The sequence below is a fragment of the Bradyrhizobium sp. genome, from assembly GCF_030693485.1.
In the GTDB taxonomy this organism is placed as follows: domain Bacteria; phylum Pseudomonadota; class Alphaproteobacteria; order Rhizobiales; family Xanthobacteraceae; genus Bradyrhizobium.
Genome location: NZ_JAUYAN010000308.1, coordinates 24,795 through 37,380 on the forward strand (window position 1 = coordinate 24,795; position 12,586 = coordinate 37,380).

The 12,586-nt window shown below is 64.0% G+C and carries 11 protein-coding genes; 6 read left to right on the plus strand and 5 right to left on the minus strand.

The genetic code is table 11. The features are described from left to right. The first annotated feature begins 8 nt into the window (after positions 1–8). Entirely contained in the window at positions 9–983 is a 975-nt protein-coding gene (locus tag Q8N40_RS22530; RefSeq protein WP_305713375.1) for a quinone oxidoreductase, read from the plus strand. Between the two features lie 102 nt (positions 984–1,085). Here Q8N40_RS22530 and Q8N40_RS22535 read toward each other — a convergent pair whose 3' ends face one another. Both Q8N40_RS22535 and rimO read right to left on the minus strand, forming a co-directional pair. Further along, the gene (locus tag Q8N40_RS22535) at positions 1,086–2,282 is read right to left on the minus strand and encodes an acetylornithine transaminase (protein WP_305713376.1); all 1,197 of its coding nucleotides are present in this window, start codon (positions 2,280–2,282) and stop codon (positions 1,086–1,088) included. Between the two features lie 235 nt (positions 2,283–2,517). Further along, a complete protein-coding gene (gene rimO / locus Q8N40_RS22540; RefSeq protein ID WP_305713377.1) occupies positions 2,518–3,843 on the minus strand; it encodes a 30S ribosomal protein S12 methylthiotransferase RimO in 1,326 nt (441 codons plus the stop codon). Between the two features lie 112 nt (positions 3,844–3,955). Between rimO and Q8N40_RS22545 the strand changes: the two genes are divergently transcribed. The 5 genes from Q8N40_RS22545 (at position 3,956) to Q8N40_RS22565 (ending at position 9,863) form a co-directional block, all read left to right on the plus strand. Next, positions 3,956–4,546 carry an ANTAR domain-containing response regulator gene (locus Q8N40_RS22545; RefSeq protein ID WP_305320300.1) on the plus strand — a complete coding sequence of 197 codons (591 nt, stop codon included), beginning with the start codon at positions 3,956–3,958 and terminating at the stop codon, positions 4,544–4,546. Continuing rightward, a complete protein-coding gene (locus Q8N40_RS22550) occupies positions 4,543–5,709 on the plus strand; it encodes a CmpA/NrtA family ABC transporter substrate-binding protein (RefSeq protein WP_305713378.1) in 1,167 nt (388 codons plus the stop codon). The genes Q8N40_RS22545 and Q8N40_RS22550 overlap by 4 nt, the downstream gene beginning before the upstream one ends. 323 nt (positions 5,710–6,032) lie before the next feature. Then, positions 6,033–7,814, plus strand: coding sequence for a NirA family protein (locus tag Q8N40_RS22555; protein WP_305713395.1), 1,782 nt, complete (start codon positions 6,033–6,035; stop codon positions 7,812–7,814). Next, on the plus strand, positions 7,811–9,418 hold the full coding sequence (locus tag Q8N40_RS22560; protein ID WP_305713379.1) for a sulfite reductase subunit alpha: 1,608 nt from the start codon (positions 7,811–7,813) through the stop codon (positions 9,416–9,418). Before Q8N40_RS22555 ends, Q8N40_RS22560 begins: the two co-directional genes overlap by 4 nt. A gap of 292 nt (positions 9,419–9,710) precedes the next feature. After that, positions 9,711–9,863, plus strand: coding sequence for a hypothetical protein (locus tag Q8N40_RS22565; protein WP_305318013.1), 153 nt, complete (start codon positions 9,711–9,713; stop codon positions 9,861–9,863). Between the two features lie 95 nt (positions 9,864–9,958). Here Q8N40_RS22565 and Q8N40_RS22570 read toward each other — a convergent pair whose 3' ends face one another. From Q8N40_RS22570 to pxpB, 3 genes are read right to left on the minus strand one after another with little or no spacing between them, the layout of a single operon-like run. Then, positions 9,959–10,729, minus strand: coding sequence for a LamB/YcsF family protein (locus Q8N40_RS22570; protein ID WP_305713380.1), 771 nt, complete (start codon positions 10,727–10,729; stop codon positions 9,959–9,961). A 19-nt stretch (positions 10,730–10,748) separates the two neighbouring features. Then, on the minus strand, positions 10,749–11,774 hold the full coding sequence (locus Q8N40_RS22575; RefSeq protein WP_305713381.1) for a biotin-dependent carboxyltransferase family protein: 1,026 nt from the start codon (positions 11,772–11,774) through the stop codon (positions 10,749–10,751). Next, positions 11,771–12,502: a 5-oxoprolinase subunit PxpB gene (gene pxpB, locus Q8N40_RS22580; protein WP_305713382.1), complete on the minus strand. Its 732-nt coding sequence runs from the start codon at positions 12,500–12,502 to the stop codon at positions 11,771–11,773. The genes Q8N40_RS22575 and pxpB overlap by 4 nt, the downstream gene beginning before the upstream one ends. Between the last annotated feature and the right edge of the window lie 84 nt (positions 12,503–12,586).

Genomic DNA, 12,586 nt, shown 5'->3' on the forward strand with positions numbered 1-12,586 from the left:
AACTCGATATGATCAAGGCCGTGCGCGTGCACAAGGTGGGGGGCCCGGAAGCCCTGGTTTACGAAGCCGTCGACGTACCCGCGCCCGGACCCGGCGAGGTTCGCATCCGCCAGCATGCCATCGGCCTGAACTTCATCGACGTCTACTACCGCACCGGCCTCTACAAGGCGCCGGGGCTGCCCTTCATCGCCGGCAATGAAGCCGCCGGCGAAGTTGTGGCAGTGGGGCCAGGCGTGACCAATTTTCATCCCGGCGACCGCGTCGCCTATTATTTCAATCTTGGCGGTTACAGCACTGAGCGCAACATTCCCTGGGACAAGCTGGTGAAGCTGCCTGACCACATCACCTACGAGCAGGGCGCCGTGCTGATGCTCAAGGGGCTGACGGTCTGGTACCTGCTGCACAAGACATTCAAGGTTGAGCCGCACCATCGGGTGCTGATTCATGCCGCGGCTGGCGGCATCGGCCTGCTGGCGTGCCAGTGGGCGAGGGCGATGGGCGCGCATGTCATCGGTACCGTCGGCACCAAGGCGAAAGCGGATCTGGCGCTCGCCAATGGCTGCGATCACGTCATCCTCTACAACGAGGAGGATTTCGTCGCCCGGGTGAAGCAGATCAGCCGCAACGAACTCTGCGATGTGGTCTATGACGGCGTCGGCAAGACCACCTTTCCGGGCTCGCTGGCCTGCCTGAAGCCGCGCGGACTGTTCGTGAGTTTCGGCAACGCCTCGGGTCCGGTGCCGCCGTTCTCGATTGCCGAACTCAACAATCACGGCTCGCTGTTTGCGACCCGGCCGAAACTCAACGACTACGTCGCCAAGCGCTCGGACCTGCTTGAGGGCGCCGACACCCTGTTCTCAGCCGTCATCAACGGCAAGCTGCACGTACCGATCAACCATGCCTATGCGCTGAAGGACGCAGCCAGGGCGCATACGGAGTTAGAGGCGCGGGCCACTACCGGGGCGTCGATTTTGAAGCCGTAGCATGAAATCGTCATTCCGTGGCGAAGCGGAGCATCGAACCAGGAATCTCGAGATTCCGGGTCTGGTGCTAGCGCACCATCCCGGAATGACACCAACTTCGAATTACGCCACCCGCCGTGCCGCACCCACCCGCGTCAGGATCGCGTCGAGGCCGTCGATCATCTCCGCAATCTCCTCCCGCGACACGTTGAGCGCCGGCATGAAGCGCAGCGCGTCCGGCTGCGGGGAGTTCAAGAGCAGGCCGTCCGCCAGCGCTTGCGCGACGATGGAGGCGCCGATCGGGTGCTTGAGATCGAGCGCCAGCAACAGTCCACGGCCGCGGACTTCGCCGAGGCCGTGCCGCGCCGAAAGCCGTTGCAGCTCACTCTCCAGGAACAGCCCGGCCTCGACGGCCGATTTCAGGAACGCAGGCTGGCTGACCGCTGCCAGTACGGCAAGGCCCACCGCGCACATCAGCGGATTGCCGTTGAAAGTGCCGCCCTGGTCGCCATGCGCGAAGCAGGAGGCCTTGTTGGTCGCCAGCAGGGCCGCCAGCGGCACGCCGCCGCCGATGCCCTTGCCGAGCGTCATGATGTCGGGCTCGATTCCGGCATGCTCGTAGTGAAACAGCTTTCCGGTGCGGCCCATGCCGGTCTGGATCTCGTCCAGGATCAGCAGCAGGCCATGCTCTTTGGTCAGCGCGCGCAACGCCTGCAGAAATTCATCGCTCGCCGGCCAGACACCGGACTCGCCCTGGATCGGCTCCAGCATGACGCCGATGGTCTTGTCGGAGATCAGCCGCTTGACGGAGTCGAGGTCGTTCAGCCTGGCCTTGGGGAAGCCGGACACCTTGGGCTCGAACAAGGGTTCAAACGCCTTCTTGCCGGATGCCGACATCGTCGCCAGCGTGCGGCCGTGAAAACCACCTTCGAAGGTGATGATCTCGTAAGCGCCGTTTCTGTGCAAGGCGCCGTTTTTGCGCGCGAGCTTGATCGCGCCTTCGTTGGCCTCCGCGCCCGAATTGCTGAAGAACACCTGATCGAAACAGCTGTGATCGGTGAGCGCCTTCGCCAGTTCGAGGCTGGGGCCGTTGTAGAACGCCGGGCTCGGCGTCAGCAGCAGCTTGGCCTGGGCGGCCAGCGCATCGGCAATAACCGGCGGCGAATGGCCGAGGCAGTTGACCGCCCAGCCCTGGACGAAATCGAGATAGCGCTTGCCGCTATCGTCCCACAGCAAAGAGCCTTCGCCGCGGACGAAAATCGTCGGCGGCCGGGACGTGATTTCCATCAATGCGCCAAACGAATGCGTGGCAATGCTCATGTCGAACTCCTCAGCTGACTTGGGATGCAAAGCGGGCTGAAAAGCAGGAAGGCCGCACTTTGCGGGTGCGGCCTTCTCGAAAACGTTGCTGATCCAGTGTTTCAGCGTTGTCGTCGGACACGGCGCGACCCATCATCGTCGACAGAGCGACGACGGAAAGTGGCGCGGGTGTTGGTCCGGTTCAGGATCATGGGGCAGGGCCATACAGCCGAAGGGCTGATGATGTCAAGCGGTGTCAGAACCCCGCGACGCTGCCGTGCAAATCGTACTGGTCCGCGCGCTCGATCTTCGCGGTGACGATTTCGCCGACTTTCAGGGGACGCCGGCTCGACAAATAAACCGCGCCGTCGATTTGTGGCGCGTCCGCTTTCGAGCGCCCCTTCGAAACGGTCGGGCCGACTTCGTCGATGATGACCTGCTGCCGCGTGCCGACCTTGCGCTTCAGGCGGCGGGCGGAAATCTTCTGTTGCCGCGCCATCAGCGCATTCCAGCGCTCCTGCTTGATTTCCGGCGGAACGTGATTGCCGAGCGCGTTCGACGTAGCCCCCGCCACCGGCTCGTATTTGAAGCAGCCGGCGCGGTCAATCTCGGCCTCTTCGAGCCAGTCGAGCAAACAGGCAAAGTCGGAATCGGTCTCGCCGGGGAAACCGACGATGAAGGTGGAGCGCAGCGTCAGCTCGGGGCACTCTTCGCGCCACTTCTTGATCCGCGCCAGCGTCTTGTCCTGCGCGGCGGGGCGCTTCATGGCTTTCAGGACTTCGGGGCTCGCGTGCTGAAAGGGGATGTCGAGGTAGGGCAGCACCTTGCCTTCAGTCATCAGGCCGATGACTTCGTCGACATGCGGGTAGGGGTAGACATATTGCAGCCGGACCCAGGCACCGAGATCACCGAGCTCCTTGGCCAGGTCGAAAAATCTGGCGCGGACCTGGCGATCCTTCCAGGGGCTGTCGGCATATTTGATGTCGACGCCGTAGGCCGAAGTGTCCTGCGAGATCACCAGCAATTCCCTGACGCCGGCGGTGACCAGTTTTTCTGCCTCGCGCAACACCTCGCCGGCCGGCCGTGACACCAGATCGCCGCGCAATTTCGGGATGATGCAAAAGCTGCAGCGGTTGTTGCAGCCTTCGGAAATCTTCAGATAGGCGTAGTGCCGCGGCGTCAGCTTGATGCCCTGCGGCGGCACCAGATCAAGGTGCGGATTGTGCACCGGCGGCAACGCGCGATGCACGGCATCGAGGACGCTTTCATACTGCTGCGGCCCTGTTATCGACAGCACGCCGGGGTAGGCGGCCTCGATCTGCTCGGGTTCGGCGCCCATGCAGCCGGTGACGATCACCTTGCCGTTCTCGGCCATCGCCTCGCCAATGGCGCCGAGCGATTCCTGCTTGGCGCTGTCGAGAAAGCCGCAGGTGTTGACAATGACGAGGTCCGCGCCGTCATGCTTGCGCGCCAGCTCATAGCCTTCGGCGCGCAGCCGGGTGATGATCCGCTCGGAATCCACCAGCGCCTTGGGGCATCCCAGGGAAACAAAGCTGACTTTGGGCGCGGCGGCCTGGTTCATGTCGAATATGCCTGATTGATGGGCAGGAGCTAGTCCCAATCGTCCGCAATTACAAGGCTTTAAGCCGGCTCCGGGCGTGCTAAGAGGTGTTTTGACGGAATGCGAGTGATCGATGGGCTCCGAGACGTCTCCCAAGATCGTCATTGTTGACGAAAGCCCGATCCGCGCAGCGATCCTCGAAGAGGGGCTGCGGGAGGCGGGCTTTACCGGCGTCACGCATATCCGCGAAATGCACAATTTGCTGGCCCGGATCTATGCGCTCGACCCCGACGTCATCCTGATCGACCTTGAAAACCCCAGCCGCGACGTGCTGGAGCAGATGTTCCAGGTCAGCCGCGCGGTACGCCGGCCGATCGCGATGTTCGTCGACCAGAGCGACTCCGCCTCGATCCAGGCCTCGGTCGATGCCGGCGTTTCCGCCTATATCGTCGACGGCCTGAAGAAGGAGCGGATCAAGCCGATCCTCGACCTCTGCATCTCGCGCTTCAACGCCTTCTCCAATCTGCAGGACCAACTCGATCGCGCCAGGTCCGCGCTCGAGGACCGCAAGGTGATCGACCGCGCCAAGGGCATCCTGATGAAACTGAAGGGCCTCACCGAAGACGAGGCCTATGTGCTACTGCGCTCCACCGCGATGCGCGAGAAAAAGAAAATCGGCGAGATCGCGCAGTCGATCCTGACCGCTTCGGAGTTGCTGAAATGACCGAGGCGCTACGCATAGGCTTCATTCCGCTGGTCGACGCCGCGGCCCTGATCGTCGCCGTCGACAAGGGGTTTTGCGCGGCCGAAGGGCTCGATGTCACGCTGGTCCGGGAAGTGTCGTGGTCGAACGTCCGCGACAAGCTCAACATCGGCCTTTTCGACGCAGCCCATCTGCTGGCGCCGGTCGCAATCGCCTCCAGCCTCGGGCTCGGACACGTCAAGGTCCCGATCGTGGCCCCGTTCAATCTCGGGCTCAACGGCAATGCCATCACGGTATCGCCAGCGCTGCATGCGGATATCATGGCGGAGCTATCGGGCGATCGGTTCGACCCGATGGCGACGGCCCTGGCGCTGGCCCGCGTGGTCGCGGCGCGGCGCAAGAGCGGCGCCGAACCGCTGACCTTCGGCATGACGTTTCCGTTCTCGACCCACAATTACCAGCTGCGGTTCTGGATGGCCGCCGGCGGCGTCGATCCCAACGAGGACGTTCGTCTCGTGGTGTTGCCGCCGCCCTATATGGTGGAAAGTCTCGCCAACGGTCATGTCGACGCCTTCTGCGTCGGCGCGCCCTGGAACTCGGTGGCGGTCGATCTCGGCGTCGGCCACATCCTGCATTTCGTGGCCGATATTCTGGTCCGCGCGGTCGAGAAGGTGCTGGCGGTCCGGCAGGACTGGTCGGAGAAAAATCGGGCCGTGCTGGCTGCCCTGATCCGGGCGCATGAACGCGCCGCCGAATTCATCGAGCTGCCGCAGAACCGCGCCGAGGCGGCGCGCATCCTCAGCGCACCCGAGCGTATCGGCGTCGACCCGGAGGTGATCCAGCGAACGCTCGACGGCCGCCTCAAGATATCTCCTGACGGAACCATGCGCGAGAGCAGCCGCTATCTGCTGGTGGGGCGGCAGGGCGCGGCGCGGCCGGATCCGGTACAGGCCGCCTGGCTCTACGCCCAGATGGTGCGGTGGGGGCAGACGGCGGTTAGCCCAGAGGCGCTGATGGTCGCCATGGCGGTGTTCCGGCCGGACCTGTACGACGCTGCATTGGGGCGCGAGGCCAAGCCGTCGGAGGCCACCAACGGGATTGGCGCCTTCGCCGGCCCCACCTTCGATGCCCATGACATTGCCGGCCATCTGGCCGCCTTCAAGATCGGTCGCCAGAAACCCTGAGGCTGCCCGTGGAACGATGTTGGGCAACCGGTCCAACCGTCTAATTATTAGGCTGTCTGCTTGAAATCAGCGGCGGCGCCGGCGGTCAGGCTCCAGCCTAAAATACAACCAATTGAATACGCTACATAATTTATATGAATCGGGGTGGCACGCAACTTGAATGTTGCAGTGCGGCCAGCCGTCGCAGATGCCCGTTGGCCTACGTCCAAGATGGATTTCCGCAGCAACGAAGCTGGTCGGGCCGGTTCGCATGAGTTGAACGCGGTCGCAATCCTTTTCCGTTGAAGCCACCCGTCGTGGCCGCAGGAGCTTCGTCGCGCACCATGAAACTGGAAACGCTCTCAGTCGATTTTACGGACGAGCAGAAACGCTACCTCGAAGGATTCACGACGGGCCTGCAGATCAGCCGGGTCGGCCTCGGCGGCGCAGCCGCGGGTAAGGCTAATGCGGAGCCGAGCGGCCCGGAAGCGTCGCACATCAAGGCGCAGGACCGCACGCTTGCCTCGGGCAAGAAGCTCGTCGACCAGGAAAAGTGGAAGCGCGAGCAGCATCCGTTCGACGCCTATCCGCGGCTGAAGGAACAGGCGCTCGCCGATGCGCGTCCGTCGCCGGCGGACAATTTCCGCTGGCGCTATTACGGTTTGTTTTATGTCGGGCCGACGCAGGACTCCTATATGAGCCGGCTGCGGATTCCGAACGGCATCATGAAGCACTGGCAGTTTTCCGGGCTGGCCGATCTGATCGAACCGCTGTGTGGCCCGTTCAGCAATGTCACCACTCGCGCCAACCTGCAGGTGCGCGAGATCCCGCCGACGCACGCAGTCATGCTGATCGAGGGCATTCAGGACCTCGGACTGTGCTCGCGTGGCTCCGGCGCCGACAACATTCGCAACGTCACGGGCACGCCGACCGCCGGTATCGACCCGCAGGAATTGCTCGATACCCGCGAATACGCCCGCGATTGGCACTACCACATCCTCAACGACCGCTCGCTGACCGGCCTGCCGCGCAAATTCAATGTCGCCTTCGACGGCGCCGGCAAGATCGCGGTGCTGGAAGACACCAACGACATCGCCTTTGCCGCGGTCGAGGTCAAAGACGGTTTCGACGTCGAGCCTGGCGTCTGGTTTAAGCTCGGCATCGGCGGCATCACCGGCCACAAGGATTTCGCCGCCGATACCGGCATCATCGTCAAGCCGGCCGATGCGACCAGGGTGTCGGACGCCATCGTTCGCGTCTTCATCGATCTCGGCGATCGCACCAACCGGCTGAAGGCGCGATTGAAATACGTCGTCGACGGCATGGGCATGGAAAGATTCCTCGTATTGGTCGAGGAAAAGCTCGGCCATCCCTTCACCCGGGCGCCGCAGGAAGCCCTCGCGCCCCGTCCGGCGTTCGACCGCACCGCCCATATCGGCGTGCACCGGCAGAAGCAGGACGGCCTGAACTGGATCGGCGTCGCACTGCCCCTGGGCAAGGTGACCTGCGATCAAATGCGCGGCCTCGCCAAAATCGCGCAAGACCTCGGCGATGGCGATATCCGCCTCACGGTCTGGCAGAATCTGCTGATATCAGGCGTGTCCGACGACAAGGTGGCGCTGGCCACGGCCGCGATCGAGGCGATCGGCCTGGCGATCAAAACCTCGGAAATCCGCGCCGGGCTGATTGCCTGCACCGGCCGCGCCGGCTGCAAGTTCGGCAATGCCGACACCAAGCGCACCGCCGCCCGGATCGCGGACTGGTGCGATCCGCGGGTGCCGGTCGAGACCCCGATCAACATCCATCTCACCGGCTGTCACCATTCCTGCGCGCAGCATTACATCAGCGACATCGGCATGGTCGGCGCGCGCATCGCGGTTGGCGACAGCGACGACACCGTCGATGGCTTCCATGTCTTCACCGGGGGCGGCTTCGGTCCGCAAGCCGAGATGGGGCAGGAGGTGTTTCATGACGTCACCGCGGAAGACGCACCTGTCTATGTCGAGCGGTTGCTGAAAGCCTACATCGCCCATCGCACCTCGCCGGACGAGACGTTCCTGAGCTTCGCGCGCCGCCATGACGGCGAGACGCTGCGCAAATTGGCCGATGCCGAGGTTTCGACATGAACCAGATGACACCGCCCCCCAAGATCGAGATCATTCCCTCCAGCGCGCCGTATTCCGACGCGCAGCGCTCCTGGCTGAACGGCTTCTTTGCCGGGCTGTTGACGGATGGCGGTCCGACGCCGCTGTCGTCGGAGCAGGGCGCGTCCATGCTGCAAGGCCCGGCCGGCGATGGCGATGATGGCGAGGCGCCCTGGCACGACCAGACCATGCCGATATCGGATCGCATGAAGCTGGCCGAAGGCCGGCCGCTGCGCCGGCGCATGATGGCGGCGATGGCGCAGCAGGATTGCGGCCAATGCGGCTACAATTGCCACGACTATTCGGACGCGATCGCGAGCAAGGCCGAGCCGCGCCTCAATCTGTGCGTCCCCGGCGGCAAGGAAACCGCCCGAATGCTGAAAGCGCTGAACGAGGAACTGGAAAAGGCGCCGGCGGCGTCCGGCCCGGCTGCAGTAGCGTCTGCCGCAGCGGAACCCGTAGTCACGGCGGAGCCGGGGCGGTCCCGCGACAATCCCGTCGCGGCCACCTTCCTGTCGCGCCGGCTGCTCAACAAGGCCGGATCGGAAAAGGAAACCTGGCATATCGATTTCGACCTCTCGGGCGCCGGCCTCGACTATGTCGTCGGCGACAGCTTCGGCATCTTCGCCCGCAACGATCTCGGCCATGTCGACCAGATCATCGCCTTGCTGGGCGCCTCACACACCACCAAGGTGCGCGGCAAGACCCTGCGCGAAGTGCTGACCGATGAAGTCTCGCTGGCGCCGGCGCCGGACAGCCTGTTCGAACTGATTTCCTTCATCACCGGCGGCGCGCAGCGCGAGAAGGCGCGGGCGCTGGCCCAGGGCGAGGATCCCGATGGCGATGCCACCACGCTCGACGTGATGGCGGCGCTGCAGAAATTTTCAGGCGTGCGTCCGCATCCCGAGGCTTTCGTCGAGGCGCTGGAGCCGCTTCAGCCGCGGCTCTATTCGATTTCCTCGTCGCACAATGCGACGCCCGGCAAACTGTCGCTGACGGTCGATTGCGTGCGCTACGTGATCGGCAAGCGCAAGCGCATCGGGCTCGCCTCCACCTTCCTCGCCGAGCGCATTAATCCCGGCGACGAACTCAAGGTCTATGTGCAGAAGGCCCACGGCTTCGCGCTGCCGCAGGATCCAAAGGTGCCGATTATCATGATCGGGCCCGGCACTGGCATCGCACCGTTCCGCGCCTTCCTGCTCGACCGCAAGGCGACCGGTGCGCAGGGGAAGAACTGGCTGTTCTTCGGCCATCAACGCAGCGCATCCGATTTCTTCTATTCCGACGACTTGAATGCGATGAAAACCGCCGGCCTGCTGACGCGGCTGTCGCTGGTGTGGTCGCGCGACGGCGACAAGAAATTCTATGTGCAGGACCGGATGCGCGAACTCGGCCGCGAAGTCTGGACCTGGCTGGCCGATGGCGCGAACATCTACATCTGCGGCGACGCCAAGCGGATGGCGAAGGATGTCGAGCGCGCGCTGGTCGATATCGTCGCGCAGTTCGGCGCGCGGTCGACCGACGAGGCGGTGCTGTTTGTCGCCGATCTCAAGAAGAAGGGCCGGTTCCAGCAGGACGTGTATTGAAGCTGCGCCGCCGTCATCCTGAGGTGTGAGCCGTCTTCGGCTCGCCTCGAAGGATGGACACGAAGACGGTGCGCACGGCCATTCTTCAAGGCGCGCAAGTGCGCGCACCTCAGGATGACGGTCAGTTTGCTGAAAATCTTGGCGAATTATATTCTCGCCGGAATTCCCCTCGGAGAATTTTAGGCTGTAAAGCAACGCCATTTGGGCGCCGGCATCGCTATTTTCACGATCATCTTGCAAGCAGCGGCGAACAGCCCTTCATTACCGGGCCATGCTGCGTTGGAGATCGACCATGCGCGAACTATCGGCAGAAACCTGCCTGCACCTTCACGCGCGTCAGCTTTCGCGACAGAGCGGAACCGGGTTTCATACCGCCGCGCTCTACGGCTCGCTGGCGCTGATCGCGGCCGTGGTGTTCGGCACGCTGTCGGTTCATCCGTTCTGATTTTGTAGAGTGGACAAAGGCGCGTATGCGCCGTGCCCCCCCTTTTTTCGTTGACGCTACTGGCGCTGTGGTGGGCACGCGACGCTCTGCACACCCTACGAATTCACCTTGAACGGCTTGACTTCGATCTTTGCCGCCTTCAACGCCTGCCGGATGCTTTGCGCGATCTCGACCGCGCCGGGCGTATCGCCGTGAATACACACGGTGTCGGTGCGCATCTTGATCACCTTGCCGGTGACCGAAACCACCGCGCCGTCCTGCACCATCCGCACCACGCGGTCGGCGATTTCCTTCGGGTCGTGCAATACCGCGCCGGGCTTGCGCCGTGACACCAGCGAGCCGTCGTCCTCATAGGCGCGGTCGGCGAACACCTCGTGCACCATCGGCAAATTGGCGGCTTCGCCGGCCTGCACCAGCTTTGAATTGGCGAGCACCACGAAAACCAGGTTCGGATCGACCGCCCGGATGGCGGAGGCGATCGCCTTGGCCGTCATGTCGTCCTCGCAGGCGACATTGGACAGCGCGCCATGCGCCTTGACATGCGTCACCTTGTGGCCGGCCGCGGTCGCGATCGCCTGCAACGCGCCGATCTGGTAGGCGACCAGATTTTCGATCTCCGATGCCTTCATGCCGGGAACCGGCCGCCGGCCGAAGCCGTGCAGGTCGCGATAGCCCGGATGCGCGCCGATACTGACGCCACGCGCCTTCGCAAGGTCCACCGTTCTGCGCATGATGTCGGCATCGCCGGCATGGAAACCGCAGGCGATATTGACCGAGGTGGCCAGATCGATCATGGCGGCGTCATTGCCCATCTCCCATGCGCCGAATCCCTCGCCGAGATCGCAATTCAGATCGACTGTCTTCATTTTGTTTGCTCGCGTTGTTTCAGGGGGACCACGTTCCGGCATCGACGGCGCTGACGGCGGCGCCGGCGACGTTGGCATCTTGCAGCGCTTCGATGTTGAGATCAAAGTTTTCGATCGGCCTGACACGGTCGGGCAGGGTGCGCAGCAACTCCGCCCATTTTCCGAACTCGGCCTGCGCTTCTGCCATGCTGACGGCCTGGAACCGAAAAACCTTGCCGGCCGGTGTTTGCGCGAAGCGCCCGAGATCGGCTGAAATCACGGTAGCGATCTTGGGATAGCCGCCGCTGGTGCCGCGGTCCGGCATCAATACGATCGGCGCGCCGTTGCCGGGCACCTGGATGCTGCCGTTGACGGTGCCGTCGGAAACGATGTTGTGGCCGTGCAGATGCTTGATCACGGGACCTTCGAGCCGATAGCCCATGCGGTCGCTGGTGGCCGATATCTTCCACTCCGCGTCCAGAAACAGTCGCTTCTGGGCGTCATCGAATTCGTCGTCCTGCGGACCCAGCACCACACGGATCGGCGCGTCCGTCAGCGCGGGAAGCTCGATCCGCCGTTCGGCCGCGCCGGTAGCCGCCGCAGTCTGCAATTCGTCGCCGGCCTGCAGCGGGCGCGGATAGGGACTGCCGAGGCCGGCGCGGGCATTGACCGCGAGGCTGCCGAACATCGGCTCGCCCGCAATGCCGCCCTCGATCGCGAGGTAGCTGAACGAGCCGACACGCGCAAAACCCAGCGTCAGCGCCTCGCCGTCGGCGAGCGTCATCGAGCTATGGAATGCCGCGGCGCGCCCGGAGATGTCGGCATTGCGCGGCGCGCCGGCCAGGGCGACGCGAACCGCGCCGTCGCGCGCGGTGAAGGTAGCGCCAAACGGGCCGATCTCGATCGCCGCCGCCAAGGGCACGTTGCCGACCAGAACGTTCGCCGCCGCCAGCGCGAGTCGGTCCATCGCGCCGCTCGGCGTCAGCCCGTAACGCTGGGCGCCGTGTCGTCCGCCGTCCTGCACCGAACTCGCGGGACCAATCGCTGAAATCACGAGTCTGGTCATGCGGCGATCAATTCGGCGACGATCTCGCCATGCTCGGCGGCGCGGTCCTGTTCCGTGAAGGTCTTCTTATCGATTGCGGCAAAAGAGACGGCGTCCCCTGGTTCGAGCAGGAAGGTGGGATCGCGATGCAACTGATAGGTGCGGACCGGAGTCCGTCCCAGCAGATGCCAGCCGCTCGGGCCCGCGAGACACTGCACGCCGGTCTGCACGCCGCCGATCGAGATCGTGCCGGCCGGCGTCAGCAGCCGCGGATTTTGCCGCCGCGACAGGTGCAGCGATTTGTCCAGGCCGCTTAAATAGGACCATCCCGGCGTAAATCCGATCATGGCGACCCGGTAATCACCAGCGACATGCCGCGCCACGATATCGTCCGGCGTGGTGCTCAGCGTCCGGGCGACGTCCTCGAGGTCGATGCCGTGCTCGCCACCATAGACCACGGGGATGCGCCAGCGCCGTGTCGTCGTGAACGGCGGAACCGGCAGCTGAGCCAGCGCCAGCAGCTGCGCGCTCAGGGCGTCGAAACCGATCTGCAGGGGATCGTAATGCACCAGCAGGGACCGATAGGTCGGTACCGCCTCGGTCACGCCGGCAATGGTCTGGCGCGCGATCGTGCGATCGAGCGCCAACACGCGCTGGTTGGCCATGTCGTCGATGTTGCGGCTGAATTCCACCGTGATGGCGCTGTCGCCACTAGGCAAAAGGCGGGGCGGGGGCAGTTTCGCGGACATGGCCTCATGACTCTTCGGCGGATGTCGTGCTGTAGCGCGTTTTGCGCCGGAGTGGAATTCGCTTCGTGCAAATCAACCTGCAAG

Bases quoted from the DNA above. Each gene is read 5' to 3' on its own strand.
- Q8N40_RS22530 (WP_305713375.1), top strand. From the start codon at position 9: ATGATCAAGGCCGTGCGCGTGCACAAGGTGGGGGGCCCGGAAGCCCTG.
- Q8N40_RS22535 (WP_305713376.1), bottom strand. From the start codon at position 2,282: ATGAGCATTGCCACGCATTCGTTTGGCGCATTGATGGAAATCACGTCC.
- rimO (WP_305713377.1), bottom strand. From the start codon at position 3,843: ATGAACCAGGCCGCCGCGCCCAAAGTCAGCTTTGTTTCCCTGGGATGC.
- Q8N40_RS22545 (WP_305320300.1), top strand. From the start codon at position 3,956: ATGGGCTCCGAGACGTCTCCCAAGATCGTCATTGTTGACGAAAGCCCG.
- Q8N40_RS22550 (WP_305713378.1), top strand. From the start codon at position 4,543: ATGACCGAGGCGCTACGCATAGGCTTCATTCCGCTGGTCGACGCCGCG.
- Q8N40_RS22555 (WP_305713395.1), top strand. From the start codon at position 6,033: ATGAAACTGGAAACGCTCTCAGTCGATTTTACGGACGAGCAGAAACGC.
- Q8N40_RS22560 (WP_305713379.1), top strand. From the start codon at position 7,811: ATGAACCAGATGACACCGCCCCCCAAGATCGAGATCATTCCCTCCAGC.
- Q8N40_RS22565 (WP_305318013.1), top strand. From the start codon at position 9,711: ATGCGCGAACTATCGGCAGAAACCTGCCTGCACCTTCACGCGCGTCAG.
- Q8N40_RS22570 (WP_305713380.1), bottom strand. From the start codon at position 10,729: ATGAAGACAGTCGATCTGAATTGCGATCTCGGCGAGGGATTCGGCGCA.
- Q8N40_RS22575 (WP_305713381.1), bottom strand. From the start codon at position 11,774: ATGACCAGACTCGTGATTTCAGCGATTGGTCCCGCGAGTTCGGTGCAG.
- pxpB (WP_305713382.1), bottom strand. From the start codon at position 12,502: ATGTCCGCGAAACTGCCCCCGCCCCGCCTTTTGCCTAGTGGCGACAGC.